Raw genomic sequence first — 17,373 nt, 5'->3', positions numbered from 1 at the left:
AACCGATCTAGGGAAGCAGGAGCGAGGAGTCACCATAGGAATAGAAGCGATACTCGCTTGCGATCGCACGGGCATAGGCGGCCTGCATCCGCTCACGACCCATCAATGCGCTTACGAGCATGAACAGCGTCGACTTGGGCAGGTGGAAATTGGTCATCAACCCGTCGATCGCGCGGAAGGTGTAGCCCGGAGTGATGAAGATGTCGGTGTCGCCTGCGAAGGGGCGGATAATGCGATCCTCGCCCGTCGCGCTTTCGAGGAGGCGCAGGCTGGTGGTGCCGACAGCGATGATCCGGCCACCATCGGCGCGCGCGGCGTTGAGGCGGTCGGCAGTGGCCTGCTCGATCCTGCCCCACTCCGAATGCATCTGGTGATCGTCCGTATCGTCGGCTTTCACCGGCAAGAAGGTCCCGGCTCCGACATGCAAGGTGAGCGTCTCGGAAGCGATCCCGTGGTCCTTCAGGTCGGCCATCAGCCGGTCGGTGAAATGTAGCGCTGCGGTGGGCGCGGCGACGGCTCCGTCCTCCCGTGCGAACATGGTCTGGTAATCCTCGCGGTCCTGAGCATCGGTGGCGCGCTTGCCCGCGATATAGGGAGGCAGCGGCATGGTCCCTGCCCGCTCCAGAAGCACCTCGACCGGCTCCTCGCCTTCGAAGAAAAGCACGAAACTGCCGTCATCAAGGCGATCCTCCGCAATCGCGGTCACGCCGCCGCCGAATTCCGCCGTTTCCCCCACACGCAGACGCTTGGCGTTGCGGATGAAAGCCTGCCAGCGACGCAGGTCGATCCGCTTGTGCAGCGTCGCCCCGATCTTCGCCTCGCCGCGCCGGCCTTCGAGCTGGGCGGGAATGACGCGCGTATCGTTGAATACCAGCACATCGCCCGGTTCGAGCAGGTCGGGAAGGTCGCGAACGCTCCGGTCGGCAAAGTCGCCCTCGCCAGGCACCACAAGCATGCGCGCGGCATCGCGCGGGCGCGCGGGCCGCAGCGCTATGCGTTCATTGGGAAGCTCGAAATCGAAAAGGTCGACGCGCATGCCAGCGCCCCTAGACGCTCGCAATCGCGCTGCAAACCGGCTTTTCGCTTACGAGTTCAAATCGTCCAGCGTGACTTCTTCCTCGCCCATGATGGCGGGGGCGGCGGCGGGCATCGGCGCGGGGACGGGCTTGTTGTCCGAAGCGAGCGAGGCCTGCAGGATGCGGGTCGGGTTCGCGGGCGGTTCGCCGCGGTTGATCGCATCGACGGCAGCCATGTTCGAGATGACGCGGCCGAAGTTGGTATACTTCTTGTCGAGGCTGAAGCGCGGGTAGAATACGATGAAGAACTGGCTGTTCGCACTGTCATCGCTCGCCGCGCGGGCCATCGAGAGCGTGCCGCGGATATGCGGCATCGGGTTGAATTCTTCCTCGAGGTCGGGAAGCTGGCTGCCTCCCTGCCCGGTGCCGGTCGGATCGCCGGTCTGCGCCATGAAACCCTCGATGACGCGATGGAAAATGATGCCGTCGTAGAAGCCCTGGCGGGTCAGCGTCTTGATACGCTCGACATGGTTGGGTGCCCATTCGGGCATAAGCCGGATGCCGACACGCTCGCCATTCGACAGGTCGAGGAACAAGATGTTCTCCCGGTCTTCGTTGAGGTTGTAGTCGATCGGCGCGTAGGTGAATTTCGAGGCCTTGGGAGCCTCGGCTTCCTGCGCGACTGCGGCAACCGGAGCGATCGCCGTCAGAGCGGCGGCGGCAAGGGCAAGCGAAGACTTGAGCATCATATTTCCGTCGAATTGTCCTGTGTGTGCCTCGCCCTAGCGGCGCTGCGCTGTCGGTTCAATGAATGGTTTCGAGGCTTTGCTCAGTAATCCCCGAGCTGGCCCTGCTCCTTCACGCGGGCAATCACATCCTCGCAAACGGGATCGCTAACGAAGGGCGTGATGTCGCCTCCGAACAGCGCGATTTCCTTGACCAGTTTCGAAGCGATCGGCTGGAGCGAGACATCCGCCATAAGGAACACGGTCTCGATATCGTCGTCCAGCTGCTGGTTCATGCCCGCCATCTGATACTCGTACTCGAAATCGGCGACCGCACGCAGGCCGCGGATGAGGACGCTGGCGCCCATTTTCTGCGCGAATTTCACCAGCAGCGCGTTGAACCCTTCGACCACCACATTGTCGAGGCCCATGCCGGCAATCTCGCGCTCGACCATGGCGAAGCGTTCTTCGGTCGAAAACATGGGATTCTTCGACGGATTGGTCGTGACCCCGATGATCAGCTTGTCGACCAGCTTGCTGCCGCGCCGGATGATGTCCGCATGGCCAAGCGTGATAGGGTCGAAAGTGCCCGGATAGATACCGATACGTTCTGCCATCAGTGGTCCCTCTTCACCACGAAGCGCGCCAAGTCGACCAGCACGCGGGCTTCTTCGCCATAGCCCGCCAGATGCTGTCCGGCCTGTTCGACCAGCATTTCCGCCTGCGCGCGGGCGGCGTCGCGGCCCATCAGGGTGACGAAGGTCTGCTTGCCCTGCCCCTCGTCCTTGCGCAGCGCCTTGCCGGCCTTTTCCTCGTCACCCTCAACGTCGAGCAAGTCGTCGGCGATCTGGAAGGCGAGACCGATATCGCGGGCATATGCGCGCAGGTGAGCACGGCCTTCGGGTGCCACCTTGCCGAGGATGGCGCCCATCTCGACACTGGCGGCGAGAAGGGCGCCGGTTTTCAGCTGCTGCAGCCTTGTGACCTGCCGCAGGTCGTATTCCTGCTCGTCCGAGACGATGTCCATCATCTGCCCGCCCGCCATTCCATCATGGCCGCTGGCTTTGGCGAGCGTCGCTACCAGTTCGGACCTGACAAAGGGATCGCTGCTGGTGCCGGGCATGGTGAGGATGTCGAAAGCAAGCGCATGGAGGCAGTCGCCTGCAAGCACCGCGGTCGCCTCGTCATAGACCTTGTGCAGCGTCGGCTTGCCATGGCGCAAATCGTCATCGTCCATGCAGGGCAGATCGTCGTGGATCAGCGAGTAGGCGTGGATCGCCTCGACCGCGCAGCCTGCCGAAACGGCCGCGTCGCGGTCGACACCGAACAGCCTCGCCGTCGCGCAGACAAGGAGCGGACGCACCCGTTTGCCACCGCCGATCGCTGCATAGCGCATCGCCTCGACCAGACGCGCCCGCGTGTCTTCGGGGACGGGCAGGAATGCGTCGAAAGCCGCGTCGACATCGCGCTGGACCTCTTCGAAGGCTTCGGCGAGCAGGTCGGGCATGGCGGTCACAGCGTTCACGCCTCAGCTATCCGCGTCGAAGGGAACGGTGCCGGTGAGGCGGCCTTCGCTGTCGGAAACGATCTTATCGATCTTCGCCTGCGCCGCATCGAGCCGCTTCTGGCACGCCTTGCGCAGCTCCTCGCCGCGCTCGTAAAGCGCAATGCTCTCGTCGAGCGGCACTTCGCCACTTTCGAGGCTGCGCACGGTGATTTCCAGCGCGCGCAAGGCTTCTTCGAAGCTCATGTCCGCAATCGGTTTGTCTTGACCCTCTGTCATCGCGGGCGAGCATTGACGGGACGCGGGCGTGCGGTCAAGAAGGTGCAAAAGACGGGGAGCTGATATGACGTGGATTGTCGCCTTCATCGCGGCCGCCGTGGCCTTCGGCGCACTGGATGCGTTGTGGCTCGGCTGGGCAGGTCCGAATTTCTACCGGCCTAGGCTGGGAGATATTCTTGCCGATAGCTTCCGCATGGCCCCGGCCCTCGTGTTTTACACCGCCTACATCGCCGCCATCGTGTGGTTTGCCGTGAGGCCCGGTCTTGCGGGCGGGCTCGGCGCGGCGGCACTAAACGGGGCCTTGCTGGGCGCAATCTGCTACGCGACCTATGACCTCACGAACCAGGCAACGATGCGTCAGTGGTCCACCACCGTGACCATCGCCGATATCTGTTGGGGAGCGTTTGCCACGGCTATTGCCGCGACCATCGCCACGTTTGCTGCCAGCAAATTCGCCTGAGGGAATAGTCAGCACATGTTTATTGGCCATTTCGCCCCGGCTTTTATCGCGCGCGGTTTCACCGAGGAGGCTCCCAAGCTCGGCACGCTTTTCGTCGCGGCCCAGCTCGTCGACTGGGCTTTCTTCACTTTCGCAATCTTCGGCATGGAGCATTTGCGCATCGTGCCCGGGATCACAGCCATGAACCCGATGGACCTCTATCATATGCCCTACACCCATTCCCTTGTGGGAAGCGCGGCTTGGGCTGTGGGATTCGCTGTGCTGATAGCCCTGCTGACGAAAAACATGGTCGCAGCGACCTGGGCCGCGATCGTCGTTATGAGCCACTGGCTCCTCGACCTGCTTGTGCATCGTCCCGACCTGACCATTTCCGGCGGGGAGGAGAAGCTCGGCTTCGGCCTCTGGAATTACCCTGCGATCGCGATGCCGCTCGAAATTGGCCTCGTACTTCTGGCATTTTGGTTCTACGTGTCTCGGACCAAGGGCCCGGTGGCCCCTCCGCTGGTTCTGATCGGGGTAATGCTGCTGTTCCAGGCGATCGACTGGTTCGGTCCTCCGCCGGAGGAAGCGGGGCTCGGCATGTATCTCCTCGCCCTGTTTGCCTATGCGGTCATGACCGGCCTTGCGTTCTGGGTCGGCTCGACGCGCTGGCATCGCAACGAAGTGGGTTTAGGTGTGGCCAGCAAGCCGATCTGAGGCCCTCGCATATTGCGCCCATCGCCCTGCCCCTTTAAGGGCGCGGGCCATGAGCGAAATTACCCCCGAAATCGTTGCCCAGCACGGCCTTTCCGAAGAAGAATACGAGCGCGTCCTCCACGCGCTGGGCCGCGAGCCCAACCTGGTGGAACTGGGCATCTTTTCGGTGATGTGGAGCGAGCACTGCTCGTACAAGTCCTCGCGCCTCCACCTCAAGAAGCTCCCGACCGAGGCGCCGTGGGTAATCTGCGGCCCGGGCGAGAATGCGGGCGTCATCGATATCGGCGACGGGCAGGCGGCGATCTTCAAGATGGAGAGCCACAACCACCCGAGCTACATCGAACCCTACCAGGGCGCGGCAACCGGTGTCGGCGGCATCCTACGCGATGTTTTCACCATGGGCGCGCGTCCGGTGGCGAATGCCAATGCTCTGCGTTTCGGGCGGCCCGACCATCCGAAAATGAAGCACCTCGTGCAGGGCGTCGTCGCGGGCATCGGCGGCTATGGCAATTGCGTCGGTGTGCCGACCGTCTGCGGCGAAACCAATTTCAACCCGGCCTATGACGGCAATATTCTCGTCAATGCGATGACCGTTGGCGTCGCCGATGCCGACAAGATCTTCTATTCGGCGGCGACCGGCGTCGGCAATCCGATCGTCTATGTCGGCTCGAAGACCGGGCGCGACGGGATCCACGGCGCGACCATGGCCAGCGCCGATTTCGAGGAAGATGCCGACGCCAAGCGCCCCACGGTGCAGGTGGGCGACCCCTTCACCGAAAAGCTGCTCATCGAAGCCTGCCTCGAGCTGATGGCGACCGATGCCATCGTCGCGATTCAGGACATGGGCGCGGCGGGCCTCACTTCTTCCAGCGTCGAAATGGCGACCAACGGCAAGGCGGGTATCCGCCTCGACATGGACAAGGTGCCCTGCCGCGAAGAGGGCATGACGCCCTATGAAATGATGCTGAGCGAGAGTCAGGAGCGCATGCTCATGGTGCTCAAGCCCGGCAAGGAAGCGATGGCGGCGGCCATCTTCGAGAAGTGGGAACTCGATTTCGCAGTCATCGGCGAAGTCACCGATACGCAGCACATGGTGCTCGAATTCGGCGGCGAAGTCGTATGCGACATCCCGCTCGGCCCGCTTGCTGCCGATGCGCCCGAGTATGACCGCCCTTACCTTTCGAAGGACGAATACACCGCATGGGCGGGCATCAAGCCGATGACCGAGCGACCCGATACCGACGATATCGGCGGCGATCTGATGAAGCTGCTCGCCTCGCCCAACCTTTCCTCGCGCAAGTGGATTTCGGAGCAATACGACAGCCAAGTCGGCGCTGACACGCTCCAGACCGGCGGCGATGCGGGCGTGGTCCGCGTGCACGGCACGAAGAAGGCCCTGGCGATCAGCACCGACTGCACGCCGCGCTATGTCCATGCCGATCCGTATGAAGGCGGCAAGCAGGCGATTGCGGAAGCCTATCGCAACCTCTGCGCGGTGGGCGCGCGTCCGCTGGCGGTGACCAATTGCCTCAACTTCGCCAACCCGCAGCGTCCCGAAATCATGAGCCAGTTCGTCCACGCGCTGGAAGGCATGGGCCGTGCCTGCCGCGTGCTCGACTTCCCGATCGTGAGCGGCAACGTCAGCCTCTACAACGAGAGCAAGGCGACCGGTGGCGGCTCGGCCATCCTCCCCACGCCTGCCATCGGCGGCGTCGGCCTGATCGACGATTACGAGCACATGATGACCATGCCGTTCAAGGCCGAGGGCGAGGCGATCTACCTCATCCACGCCGAGGAATGGGCGACCGTCGATCCCGAGCGTTCGCATCTCGGCAAGTCGCTGTGGCTGTCGGAAATCCACGGCCGCGACGAAGGCCGCACCCCGCCGACCGACCTAACGGTTGAGAAAAATGCGGGCAAAATCGTGCTCCAGCTCATCGCCGACGGTCTGGTGAGCGCGGTCCACGACGTATCCGACGGCGGCCTCGCCATCGCTCTTGCCGAGATGGCAATGGCGGGCGGCATCGGTGCCGAGGTCGAGTGGAACGAGGAATATTCCAAGGCCGCATGGTGGTTCGGCGAGGACCAGGGCCGCTACGTGGTCACTGTCCCTGACACCGAGGCGCTCAACCAGGCACTCGCCAAGGGCACTGAGAACGACGAAACCGCCTCGATCGGCTTCCGCCGCATCGGCAAGACCGGCGGCAGTACGCTGTTCGGCAAGTCGGTCGACGAAATGCGCGCCGCACACCGCAGCTTCTTTGACGAGTGGATGGAGAGCTGAGGTAGACGCGCTTGGCTGCGCTCCAGCTTCTTCTGCACTACGGCGGGCACTGGCTCGCGCCCTTTCTGATCTCGCGGCTGGTTGCTGGTAGGCAATGGCTTCGTTTTGCAGCGGTCATGCTGGCGGCGAACCTCATCGACCTCGACCACCTTCTGGCCGAGCCCATCTTCGACCCGGCCCGCTGCAGCATCGGGTTCCATCCCTTGCACGGCTGGATCGCGGCCGCCGCCTATCTCGCCATGCTCGCCGTCCCGCGCTGGTGGAGCCGCGCCTTCGGACTTGGCGCGCTGTGGCATCTTGCGGTCGACTATGGCGACTGCCTGATGCAAGGGTGGTGACATGACCGCAGGCTATTCCGGAACCCCGCTCGCCAAGAAACTCTCGCTGCGCGACGGGCAGCGCGTGTGGTTCGACGGCATGCCCGAAAACGTCATCGACGAGATCGACGAATATGCGCTCGAGCTGACCTTCGTCGATGGACCCGAAGATGCACCTGATGCCGCGCATATTTTCGTGACCGAACGCGCGGCGTTGACCGATAAGCTCGCGGTCCTGCGCGAAAATATCGCGCAGGACGGACATGTTTGGGTTAGCTGGCCCAAACAAGCCTCGGGCATAGACACCGAGGTGGGCGAACATGACGTGCGCGAAGCGGGGCTGGCGATCGGCTTCGTAGACACCAAGAAATGTGCGGTGGACGAGGTCTGGTCGGGCCTGAAGTTCGCGATACGCAAGGAATTGAGAGCGTGAAAGAGCATGAGAGCGTCCCCTATTCTCTCCCCCGGCTGGATGATGCGGAAGCGGTCAGCCGCGCCGAAGCCATGCGGGACCGGATGAAACAGCGCCGGACCTGCCGCTATTTCTCCGACGAACCCGTGCCGCGCGAAATCATCGAGGCCGCCATCGAGGCCGCCGGGACCGCGCCCAATGGTGCAAACCACCAGCCCTGGCATTTCGCCGTCGTCTCCTCGCCCGAAATGAAGCGCGCCATTCGCGAGGCAGCCGAAGAGGAAGAGCGCAATTTCTACACCGGCAAGGCGAGCGAGGAATGGCTCGACGCCCTCGCCCCGCTCGGCACCGACGAGGACAAGCCCTTCCTCGAAACCGCGCCCTGGCTGATCGTCGTCTTCGCCCAGCGCAAGGGCGGGATCGAGGAAGACGGCAAGACGCAGAACTATTATGTAAACGAAAGCGTTGGCATAGCCTGCGGCATGCTGATCGCCACGCTGCACGAAGCGGGGCTTGCGACCCTCACCCATACGCCCTCGCCCATGGGCTTCCCGCGTGAGATCTGCGGGCGCCCCGATGTCGAGAAGCCACTGATGGTGGTCGTGGTCGGACACCCGGCAAAGGGCGCCACAGTCCCGGCCCACGCCCTGAAGAAGAAGCCACTGGAGCAAATCTCCAGCTGGCTATAAGCCATCCCGTGGGGGGAGACCGATGGCTCAGCGCCTGCCGTACATCGTTGCAATCGTGTTTTCGTTTGCTGCGCTTTTCGCTGGGCTGGCGGAAGGCGCTGACGGCGCTTTCGAAAGCTGGAATCTCGCCTCGCGGTATACGGCGCGGGTCTCGTTCTCGATCTTCCTGTTCGCCTATCTCGCGCGCCCGCTGGTTGCGCTGAAACCTACGCACATCACCCGGACGCTCCTGCGCAACCGCCGCCATTGGGGTCTTTCCTTTGCAATGGCGCATACCGTGCACTTCTATGCCCTTCTGCGCGTGCTCCTCATCAAGGGCGATGCGACTTTCACGGGGCTGGCAGGGGGCGGTCTGATCTACCTGATTATCGCGCTCATGGCTCTCACGTCATCGACGGCGGCCTACCGGATCCTTGGGAAATGGTGGAAGCGACTACACTGGGCAGGGATGCAGGCGATCTGGTTCGGCTTCGCTGCGGCCTATCTGGCCCGACTGGGACAGCCGGGCCGCGAACATATCGGTATCGTCTTCGGGGGGCTCGCACTGATCGCGTTGGCAATCAGGATCGCAGCCTTCGTGAAATCCCGAAAGGTGCGTTAGGCCGCCACGGCCTCGGGCGCCCGCCTCGGTGCGAGCAGGTCGTAGGGATCGATCCCTTCGCTTCGCCAGATGCGGTGGCATTCCTTGTACCAGTGCGGATCGGGAATGTTGAATTTCGCCCGCGCCTCATCGAGGTCCATCGCCAGCAATTCGCGGATCGACATGCCGACGAGCGAGGGACAGGCGACACCCGTCTTGTGTGCCTGACGGCAGGCCTTGAACACGGGCGCATTGCTCTTGACCGTCTTCTTGATCTGGACCGCACCTGCATAACCGATCAGCAGGTGCCCGTGGCTCGGGCTCTGGCCGTGAGTGAAGAGCAACACGCATTGTTCGCCCAGCCCATCGCGCCCGTATCCGGTGAGGACATGCATCAAATCGTGCGTGTCGCGCTGGCGGAAGCCGAACCATTCGACAAGGTCACCGTATTTGGGATTGCCGAGCTTTTCAGCTTCGGCAACCAGACCGGCTGCCGAGAGACCCTCGGTCTCCATGAAATCGCAATAGGCTTGCGCGACGGTCCCCTTCGGCAGCCTTCGCAGCGCCTCGTGATTATCGAGGATTGGCGGGAGGTAGGGTTCCTCTGCGCGCAGCTGTTCGCCCTGCTCGCTCAGCGTCAATGCACGGACGCGCGGCATGAAAGTCTTGCTCGGCAGCGCCTCGAAAATGCGGAAGACGTGCGCGGTGTCTTCCTTGTCCTTTAGCAACTCGCGGAAGTGGTGGAAGGCCTTCGGCAGTGAGTATTTCGGTTCGGGCCGGCGCGGGTCGCGCAGCAGCGTGCCGTCGCTGGCGCATTCGATATCGGAACTGTGCCTGGCTTGCGTGTTCATCGGGCGGCTCTACTGACAGGAATGTCAATATACCGTTTCAGTTCCAGAATTGAAACCTATTTCACCCTAGCACCCACTCGCTCTCCGGAATCCCGAGCAATTTGAGCACGGCGGTCAGGTCCTCGCTGACGATCCGCCCGTTCGCCGCATCGCGCGCCTTGGGCTTGGCGCGGTAGGCGATGCCATAGTCCGCCGCCTCGATCATCGGGATGTCGTTGGCACCGTCGCCGGTGGCGAGAACGCGTGCGCCCTCGCCCAGCCTGTCACGCTCTTCTTCGAGCGTCGCCAGCTTGGTCGAGGCATCGCTTACCGGGCCGGCAAGTTTGCCCGTCAGCTTGCCCTGCGCCACCGCGAGGCGGTTGCCCACCACCCGCTCGAAACCCAGCTGTTCGGCCACGCGGTCGGCAAAGTGATGGAAGCCGCCGGTCACGAGAACCGTCCGGCAGCCCTTGCTCTTCAGCGTCTGCACCAGCGTCCGCGCACCCGGGACAGGGGCAATCCGTTCGGCGAGACAATTGTCGATCGCCCGCTCGCCCAGCCCTTCAAGCAGACCGACGCGTTCGCGCAGCGCGCTTTCGAACTCGAGTTCACCGCGCATGGCGCGCTCGGTAATGTCGGCGACCTTGTCCTTGATCCCGGCGAAGTCGGCGAGCTCGTCTATGCATTCCTGCCCGATCATGGTGGAATCCATGTCCGAGACGAAAAGGCGCGGAATTTCGATATCGTGGTCGGCGACCAGGAGATCGCTATCGCCGAAGTGATCGGTGAGGACGCTCGCCACCTGCCCCGCTTCGCCATGCGGGAGCGAGACCTGCAGCACGTCGCCGCAGAAATCGAGCATACCCGCCATCGCGACCGGCATCCCCGCCGCTTCCAGCTCCTTGCTTGCCGCATCGAGGCGGGTTTCCAGACCTGACGCCTCTGCTATCAGCCGGGCGATGAGCATCGATAATTCCCCTGATTTGCCACCGCTTGCGCTCATCGCAGGGCCGACCGCCAGCGGCAAGAGCGATTTGGCGGTGAAGCTGGGACAACGGCTAGAAGTGCAGGGCAAGCGCGCGGTAGTGCTCAATGCCGACAGCGCGCAGGTCTATGCCGATTTGCGCGTCCTCTCCGCCCGGCCGAGCGAAGAGGAGATGGGCGGGATAGAACACCGCCTCTTCGGTGCGTGGGATGGCGCGACGGCGTGTTCCGCCGCCGATTGGGCGAGTGCCGCCAAGCGCGAGATCGCAGCCCTGCATCGGGAAGGTGCCGTGCCGATCCTGTGCGGCGGGACCGGGCTTTACATGCGCACGCTGCTCGAAGGCATCGCGCCTGTCCCCGAAATCGATCCGGTGGTGCGTGAAACTGTCCGCGCGCTCTCGCAGGCAGAGGCGCGCGCCGCACTGGAAGCGGAAGATCCGGAAGCCGCCAGCCGCCTAGCCCCCGCCGATGCCTCGCGTACTACCCGCGCACTCGAAGTGGTCCGGTCGACCGGGCGCACGCTCAGGGAATGGCAGGCGGACAAGAGCGGCGGGATAGGCGACGAGGTTTCGCTCTACCCGCTACTCCTCCTACCCGAACGCGAATGGCTCTACGAACGCTGTGACCGGCGCTTCACGATGATGCTCGAGGGCGGCGCAATCGACGAGGTCGAGGCGCTCCTTGCGCGCAATCTCGATCCCGCCCTGCCCGTGATGCGCGCGATCGGTGTGCCCGAGATCGCCGGCCTCCTCCAAGGCGAGCTATCGCGCGATGAATGTATCGTCGCTGGCCAGCGCGCCACACGCCAGTACGCCAAGCGGCAATACACGTGGTTCAGGCACCAGCCGCCGGAATCGTGGCCGCGCGATGATAACAAAACTATCGATGAATACGATATTTTTGTATCATTGTTGCGCAAGTCAGGTTGACAGAACACCTTTCGTTTCCCATACGGAGGCTCTGTCGGCCCGGCGCTACGACCCCAGCGCCGGGCCGATATGTGTCTAAATACGGAGGAAAAAGTGTCCGAAGAGCGCAGCGGAGCTGCCATATTGATCGAATGCCTCAAGCGGCAGGGAGTCGAATTCGTCTTCGGCTACCCCGGCGGCGCGGTGTTGCCGATCTATGACGAACTCTTTGCAGACAGCGATATCCGCCACATCCTCGTGCGCCATGAAGCAGGCGCGGCGCACGCGGCGGAAGGCTATGCGCGCTCCACCGGAAAGCCCGGTGTGGTGCTGGTTACCAGCGGCCCGGGTGCGACCAATGCGGTGACCGGCATTGCCGATGCCTACATGGATTCGATCCCGATGGTGGTGATCACCGGCCAGGTGCCGACCGCGCTGATCGGGACCGATGCCTTCCAGGAAGCAGACACGGTCGGCCTCACGCGCCATTGCACCAAGCACAATTACCTCGTGAAGGACCCCGAGCGGCTGCGCGCCACGATCGAGGAAGCCTTTCGCATCGCGACCACGGGTCGGCCGGGTCCGGTGGTGGTCGACATCCCCAAGGACGTGCAGATCGCGCTCGCCTCGTGGGACGAGCAGGACGAAGCCCCGCTTCCCTCGCATCGCTACCAGCCGCGCATGGTCGGCGCGGCGGACGAGATTGCCGAGGCGGTGGAGATGCTCGCCAATGCGGAGCGTCCGGTTCTCTACACCGGGGGGGGCGTCATCAATGCCGGACCGCGCGCGTCCGAGCTGTTGCGCAAGCTCCAACACACCACCGGCGCGCCGCTCACCAGCACACTGATGGGTCTGGGCGCATTTCCCGCCGACCATCCCGACTGGCTCGGCATGCTCGGCATGCATGGCACTTACGAAGCCAACATGGCGATGAACCGCGCGGACCTGATCGTCGCGATCGGCGCGCGTTTCGACGACCGCGTGACCGGCCGCCTCGATGCCTTCGCGCCCGAAGCCAAGAAGATCCATATCGATATCGACCGCGCGCAGATCAACAAGATCGTGCCCGTCGATCTCGGCATCGTGGGCGATTGCGGACATGTCCTCGAACAGCTGATCGAGGGCCTCGGCAATCGCAAGCCGCGCGACCTTTCCGAATGGAAGGCCCGCATCCTCGGCTGGAAGGCACGCGACTGCCTCGCCTATCCGGAGCGCAAGGATGCAATCATGCCGCAGAAGAGCATCGAACGTCTCTTCGCGCTGACCAAGGACCGCGACCCGATCATCACCACCGAAGTCGGCCAGCACCAGATGTGGGCGGCGCAGTATTTCGGCTTCATGGGCCCGAACAAGTGGCTCACCAGCGGCGGTCTCGGCACGATGGGTTACGGCCTGCCCGCAGCCATCGGCGCGCAACTGGGCAATCCGGATAGCCTGGTGATCGACATTGCGGGCGAGGCGAGCATCCAGATGAACATCCAGGAGCTGGGCACCGCCAGTCAGTTCCGCCTGCCGGTGAAGATCTTCATTCTCAACAACGAGTACATGGGTATGGTCCGCCAGTGGCAGGAACTGACCTATGAAAGCCGCTATTCGAACAGCTATTCCGACAGCCTGCCAGATTTCGTGAAGCTGGCCGAAGCCTATGGCTGGAAAGGCATCCGCATCGAGGACGAAAGCCAGCTCGACGCCGGTATCGAAGCGATGCTCGCGCATGATGGCCCGGTGATCGTCGATTGCCAGGTGGCGAAGGAAGCCAATTGCTTTCCGATGATCCCCAGCGGCGCGGCGCATACCGACATGCTGCTCTACGGCGACCAGGTCGGCGGCACGATGGACGACGAAGCAAAGGCACTGGTGTGATGGTTATCTCCAAGGAACTCCCAGCGGCGCTCGCCGCCAAGGCCCAGCGCCGCAACTGGTACACCCGCGAGAACGCCGAACAGTTGCTCGACTGGATCGAGGAGACCGGACAGCGCTTCCTCGGCGTGGATGTGGCGCAGGCGCAGGAAGACGGCAGCTGGCTCCTCATCGACGAAGGACTCGACCTCAGCCGCCAGACCGAGAATTTCGAAGCAGTGCGCCGTGGCCGCCAATTCATTGGCGAATATGACGGCGCGGGCCGCATGTTCGCGCCGGTATGGCAGGACCGTGGCGAATGAAAATCGCCGAGCAATCCTCCGAGCGGCACGTGCTCAACGTAATCGTCGACAACGAGGCGGGTATCCTTGCGAAGATATCCGGCCTCTTCACTGCGCGCGGCTACAATATCGACAGCCTTACCGTGGCCGACATTTCCGAAGACCACGCGATCAGCCGCATCACCATCGTGACCAAGGGGCCGGAACCGGTCATCGACCAAATTCGCGCCCAGCTCGAACGGCTGGTGCCGGTTCACCGCGTGATCGACCTCACCGAAAGCGGCGCGCATGTCGAGCGCGAGCTGGCGCTGGTGAAAGTGGCGGGCAAGGGAGACGCACGCGTCGAGGCGCTGCGCATCGCCGAGCTGTTCCGCGCCAATGTCGTCGACACCACCACCCAGAGCTTCGTGTTCGAGCTGACCGGCTCGCCCGACAAAGTGGACAGTTTCATCGCCCTGATGCGCGAACTCGGCCTCGTCGAGGTCGGCCGCTCTGGGATCGTGGGAATGATGCGCGGACCGACTGCCGAGTAGTGGCCGCAGAGTAAAAACGAGGAATCCAATGCAAGTCTATTACGATGCCGATTGCGACCAGCAGCTGATTAAGGACAAGAAGGTCGCCATCGTCGGCTATGGCAGCCAGGGCCACGCCCACGCCCAGAACCTGCGCGACAGCGGGGTTGGCGAGGTCGTCATCGCGCTGCGCGATGGCTCGGCCACGGCGAAAAAGGCGGAAGGCGCAGGCTTTACCGTGAAGACAGTGTCGGAGGCCGCCGAATGGGCGGACGTCCTCATGATCCTCGCACCTGACGAGCATCAGGCTTCGATCTATGCGAACGAAGTCGCGGGCAAGATGCGCCCGGGCACTGCTCTCGCCTTCGCGCACGGCCTCAACATCCACTTCGGCCTGATCGACCCGCCTGCCGATGTCGACGTTATCATGATTGCACCCAAGGGGCCCGGCCACACGGTGCGCGGCGAATACATCAAGGGCGGCGGCGTGCCCTGCCTCATCGCGGTCCACCAGGAGAGCAACCAGTCGGGCGGCAACGGCTTCGCCAAGCAGCTCGCCCTTTCTTACGCCAGCGCGGTCGGCGGGGGCCGTTCGGGCATCATCGAGACCGATTTCAAGGAAGAGTGCGAAACCGACCTCTTCGGCGAGCAGGCGGTGCTCTGCGGCGGGATCACCCACCTCATCCAGGCCGGTTTCGAAACGCTGGTCGAAGCCGGATACGCGCCCGAAATGGCCTATTTCGAGTGCCTTCACGAGACCAAGCTCATCGTCGACCTGCTCTATGAAGGCGGTATCGCCAACATGCGCTACTCGATCTCGAACACCGCCGAATACGGCGACATCAAGACCGGCCCGCGCATCATCACCGAAGAGACCAAGGCCGAAATGGGCCGTGTTCTCAAGGACATCCAGTCGGGCCGCTTCGTGAAGGACTTCGTGCTCGACAACCAGGCCGGCCAGCCCGAACTGAAAGCCAGCCGCAAGGCTGCTGCCGCGCACCCGATCGAGAAAACCGGCGCGCAGCTTCGCGCAATGATGCCGTGGATCGGCGCCAACAAGCTGGTCGACAAGGACAAGAACTAGGCTAGGGTCGCGCCCATGGAGGAGAGACCATGGGCGCACCCAACACGCTAAAATTCCAGTGCAAATGCGGCACGGTGACCGGCACCATCGAACAGGCTACGCCTGCCGAGGGTGATTACGTCGTCTGCCATTGCAGCGACTGCCAGGCAGTGCCCCGCCACCTTGGCGCAGCCGAACGCATTCTCGACGAACATGGCGGGACCGCGCTTTACCAATCGCGATGCGCGCGGCTGAAAATTGCCAGCGGAAAGGACCGGCTCGCCGGGCTGCACATGACCGACAAGCCTACACTGCGCTGGTATGCGACATGCTGCGACACGCCGATGTTCAACACCTACGCCACGGGCAAGCTTCCTTATGTGACGACCCTGCTCGCCAATTGCGATGCGGAAGGGCGCGCGGCTTTGGGCGAGCCGGTCGGACACCTGTTTCTCGATGATGCGCCCGGCGATACCAGCGGGCTCAAACCACTCTCGATGAATGCGCTCCTGCGCCGCTTCTTCAAGCGGTTGATAAAGGACCTCTTCTCCGGCGATCGCCGCCGCAATCCTCTATTCGATTCGAAAACTCTCGAACCGATCGCCGTACCGCGCAGGCTCACCCCTGCCGAACGTCAAGCAGCAGGGGGCACGTGAAGCTATCCGACTGCCATAATATCGATGACTTCCGAAAACTGGCGAAGGCGCGCCTGCCCTGGCCGGTGTTCGACTATATCGACGGAGCGGCAGACGACGAGATCACCAAGACGCGCAATACCGCCGCGTTCGACGAGGTGGATCTCGTGCCCGATGTGCTGGCAGGTGTGGGCACGATCGACACCAGTTGCACCATCATGGGTTGCCGCAGCGAATTGCCTTTGATGCTCAGCCCCACCGCCCTCCAGCGCGCCTTCCACCGCGATGGCGAGCGGGCGGTTGCGAAAGCGGCGGAAAAGTTTGGCGTATGGTTCGGCATCTCCAGCCTCGCCACGCACTCTATCGAGGAAATCGCCGCGCTGACGAGCGCGCCCAAGCTGTTCCAGCTTTACGTCCACAAGGACAAGGGTTTGAACGCCAGTATGATCGAGCGCTGCAAGGCCGCCGATTTCGACGCGCTGGCGCTGACCGTGGATACGATCGTCTCGGGCAAGCGCGAACGCTGCCTGCGATCGGGCTTCACCACGCCGCCCCGCTTCTCCACTTCCTCGGTGTGGAGCTATGCCACCCGGCCGCGATGGACGCTGGACTATGTGTTCGGCCCGAAATTCCGCCTGCCCAATCTCGATGGCTACGTCAGCGAAGGCACCGGCAAGGCTGTGAGCATCCAGGAATATTTCAACACCATGCTCGACACCGGCATGGACTGGGATACCGCCGCACGAATCCGGCAGGACTGGAGCGGCACTTTTGCATTGAAGGGTGTGATGAGCGCCAGGGATGCGCGCCGCGCGGTGGAGATCGGCGCCGACGCTATCTGGATTTCCAATCACGGAGGCAGGCAGCTCGACGGCAGCCGCGCCCCGTTTGACCAGCTCTCGGAAATCGTTGACGAAGTAGGCGGCGAGATCGAGATCATCCTCGATGGCGGAGTGCGGCGCGGGACGCATGTTCTGAAGAGCCTCGCCATGGGCGCGACAGCGGCATCGGGCGGTCGGCTTTATCTCTATGCCCTGGCTGCAGCAGGCCAGGACGGTGTCGAGCGAGCTCTCCAGATCCTCAAGGAAGAGATCGAGCGCGCCATGCGATTGACGGGCGTCACATCGGTGCAACAATTGAACCGGGAGCGGCTGAGAATGCGATAATTGCGCAAACTGGTCCTTGATATCGCGGCAATATTGCGCAATGCAGCATGGCATGACCCGTCTCGGACACATCCTGCGACTTACCAGCCCTTGGGGCTAACACTGGCGTGCCATCAGGGTGCGCCGCGCACCCAAGGGACGACCCGCCAGCCGCAGTAACCGATACGAGTAT

At 63.2% G+C, this 17,373-nt stretch carries 21 protein-coding genes; 14 read left to right on the top strand and 7 right to left on the bottom strand.

What is annotated here, in order from left to right; translation table 11 throughout:
* Positions 1-7: 7 nt before the first annotated feature.
* The 5 genes from queA to K3178_RS05265 form a co-directional block, all read right to left on the bottom strand.
* Complete coding sequence (queA, locus tag K3178_RS05285; protein ID WP_221570304.1) at positions 8-1,036, bottom strand: tRNA preQ1(34) S-adenosylmethionine ribosyltransferase-isomerase QueA; 1,029 nt, start codon at positions 1,034-1,036, stop codon at positions 8-10.
* A 48-nt stretch (positions 1,037-1,084) separates the two neighbouring features.
* Positions 1,085-1,762 carry a peptidylprolyl isomerase gene (locus tag K3178_RS05280; protein ID WP_221570303.1) on the bottom strand — a complete coding sequence of 226 codons (678 nt, stop codon included), beginning with the start codon at positions 1,760-1,762 and terminating at the stop codon, positions 1,085-1,087.
* 83 nt (positions 1,763-1,845) lie between these two features.
* The gene (gene coaD / locus K3178_RS05275; protein ID WP_221570302.1) at positions 1,846-2,358 is read right to left on the bottom strand and encodes a pantetheine-phosphate adenylyltransferase; all 513 of its coding nucleotides are present in this window, start codon (positions 2,356-2,358) and stop codon (positions 1,846-1,848) included.
* Positions 2,358-3,248: a polyprenyl synthetase family protein gene (locus K3178_RS05270; protein ID WP_221570795.1), complete on the bottom strand. Its 891-nt coding sequence runs from the start codon at positions 3,246-3,248 to the stop codon at positions 2,358-2,360. The genes coaD and K3178_RS05270 overlap by 1 nt, the downstream gene beginning before the upstream one ends.
* Before the next feature lie 21 nt (positions 3,249-3,269).
* Complete coding sequence (locus K3178_RS05265; protein WP_221570301.1) at positions 3,270-3,524, bottom strand: exodeoxyribonuclease VII small subunit; 255 nt, start codon at positions 3,522-3,524, stop codon at positions 3,270-3,272.
* A 64-nt stretch (positions 3,525-3,588) separates the two neighbouring features.
* Between K3178_RS05265 and K3178_RS05260 the strand changes: the two genes are divergently transcribed.
* From K3178_RS05260 to K3178_RS05230, 7 genes are read left to right on the top strand one after another with little or no spacing between them, the layout of a single operon-like run.
* A complete protein-coding gene (locus tag K3178_RS05260; protein ID WP_221570300.1) occupies positions 3,589-3,984 on the top strand; it encodes a DUF2177 family protein in 396 nt (131 codons plus the stop codon).
* A 15-nt stretch (positions 3,985-3,999) separates the two neighbouring features.
* Positions 4,000-4,680: a hypothetical protein gene (locus tag K3178_RS05255; RefSeq protein ID WP_221570299.1), complete on the top strand. Its 681-nt coding sequence runs from the start codon at positions 4,000-4,002 to the stop codon at positions 4,678-4,680.
* A gap of 49 nt (positions 4,681-4,729) precedes the next feature.
* Positions 4,730-6,964 (top strand): phosphoribosylformylglycinamidine synthase subunit PurL, encoded by a 2,235-nt coding sequence (gene purL / locus K3178_RS05250; protein ID WP_221570298.1) that lies wholly within the window; start codon positions 4,730-4,732, stop codon positions 6,962-6,964.
* Between the two features lie 11 nt (positions 6,965-6,975).
* Positions 6,976-7,302, top strand: coding sequence for a DUF6122 family protein (locus K3178_RS05245; RefSeq protein WP_221570297.1), 327 nt, complete (start codon positions 6,976-6,978; stop codon positions 7,300-7,302).
* A 1-nt stretch (position 7,303) separates the two neighbouring features.
* Entirely contained in the window at positions 7,304-7,714 is a 411-nt protein-coding gene (locus K3178_RS05240) for a DUF3052 family protein (protein ID WP_221570296.1), read from the top strand.
* Positions 7,711-8,382: a nitroreductase family protein gene (locus K3178_RS05235; RefSeq protein WP_345719844.1), complete on the top strand. Its 672-nt coding sequence runs from the start codon at positions 7,711-7,713 to the stop codon at positions 8,380-8,382. Before K3178_RS05240 ends, K3178_RS05235 begins: the two co-directional genes overlap by 4 nt.
* Positions 8,383-8,404: 22 nt before the next feature.
* Positions 8,405-8,983: a hypothetical protein gene (locus K3178_RS05230; protein WP_221570294.1), complete on the top strand. Its 579-nt coding sequence runs from the start codon at positions 8,405-8,407 to the stop codon at positions 8,981-8,983.
* Here the strand turns inward: K3178_RS05230 and K3178_RS05225 are convergent.
* Entirely contained in the window at positions 8,980-9,813 is an 834-nt protein-coding gene (locus K3178_RS05225) for a Coq4 family protein (RefSeq protein ID WP_221570293.1), read from the bottom strand. The genes K3178_RS05230 and K3178_RS05225 overlap by 4 nt on opposite strands.
* Before the next feature lie 61 nt (positions 9,814-9,874).
* Complete coding sequence (serB, locus tag K3178_RS05220) at positions 9,875-10,759, bottom strand: phosphoserine phosphatase SerB (RefSeq protein WP_221570292.1); 885 nt, start codon at positions 10,757-10,759, stop codon at positions 9,875-9,877.
* Between serB and miaA the strand changes: the two genes are divergently transcribed.
* The 7 genes from miaA to K3178_RS05185 all read left to right on the top strand — a co-directional run bounded on the left by miaA (position 10,752) and on the right by K3178_RS05185 (position 17,201).
* Positions 10,752-11,705, top strand: coding sequence for a tRNA (adenosine(37)-N6)-dimethylallyltransferase MiaA (gene miaA, locus K3178_RS05215; RefSeq protein ID WP_221570291.1), 954 nt, complete (start codon positions 10,752-10,754; stop codon positions 11,703-11,705). The genes serB and miaA overlap by 8 nt on opposite strands.
* A 93-nt stretch (positions 11,706-11,798) precedes the next feature.
* Positions 11,799-13,547: a biosynthetic-type acetolactate synthase large subunit gene (gene ilvB / locus K3178_RS05210; protein WP_221570290.1), complete on the top strand. Its 1,749-nt coding sequence runs from the start codon at positions 11,799-11,801 to the stop codon at positions 13,545-13,547.
* Positions 13,547-13,846, top strand: a complete 300-nt coding sequence (locus K3178_RS05205; RefSeq protein WP_221570289.1) for a hypothetical protein — start codon at positions 13,547-13,549, stop codon at positions 13,844-13,846. The genes ilvB and K3178_RS05205 overlap by 1 nt, the downstream gene beginning before the upstream one ends.
* On the top strand, positions 13,843-14,358 hold the full coding sequence (ilvN, locus tag K3178_RS05200) for an acetolactate synthase small subunit (protein WP_221570288.1): 516 nt from the start codon (positions 13,843-13,845) through the stop codon (positions 14,356-14,358). Before K3178_RS05205 ends, ilvN begins: the two co-directional genes overlap by 4 nt.
* A gap of 28 nt (positions 14,359-14,386) precedes the next feature.
* A complete protein-coding gene (gene ilvC, locus K3178_RS05195; RefSeq protein WP_221570287.1) occupies positions 14,387-15,421 on the top strand; it encodes a ketol-acid reductoisomerase in 1,035 nt (344 codons plus the stop codon).
* A gap of 29 nt (positions 15,422-15,450) precedes the next feature.
* The gene (locus tag K3178_RS05190) at positions 15,451-16,056 is read left to right on the top strand and encodes a DUF6151 family protein (protein WP_221570286.1); all 606 of its coding nucleotides are present in this window, start codon (positions 15,451-15,453) and stop codon (positions 16,054-16,056) included.
* Entirely contained in the window at positions 16,053-17,201 is a 1,149-nt protein-coding gene (locus K3178_RS05185) for an alpha-hydroxy acid oxidase (RefSeq protein ID WP_221570285.1), read from the top strand. The genes K3178_RS05190 and K3178_RS05185 overlap by 4 nt, the downstream gene beginning before the upstream one ends.
* Positions 17,202-17,373 lie beyond the last annotated feature (172 nt).

The sequence above is a fragment of the Qipengyuania sphaerica genome (assembly GCF_019711595.1).
Taxonomy (GTDB): domain Bacteria; phylum Pseudomonadota; class Alphaproteobacteria; order Sphingomonadales; family Sphingomonadaceae; genus Qipengyuania; species Qipengyuania sphaerica.
This window is presented reverse-complemented; position numbering and strand designations above follow the sequence as displayed.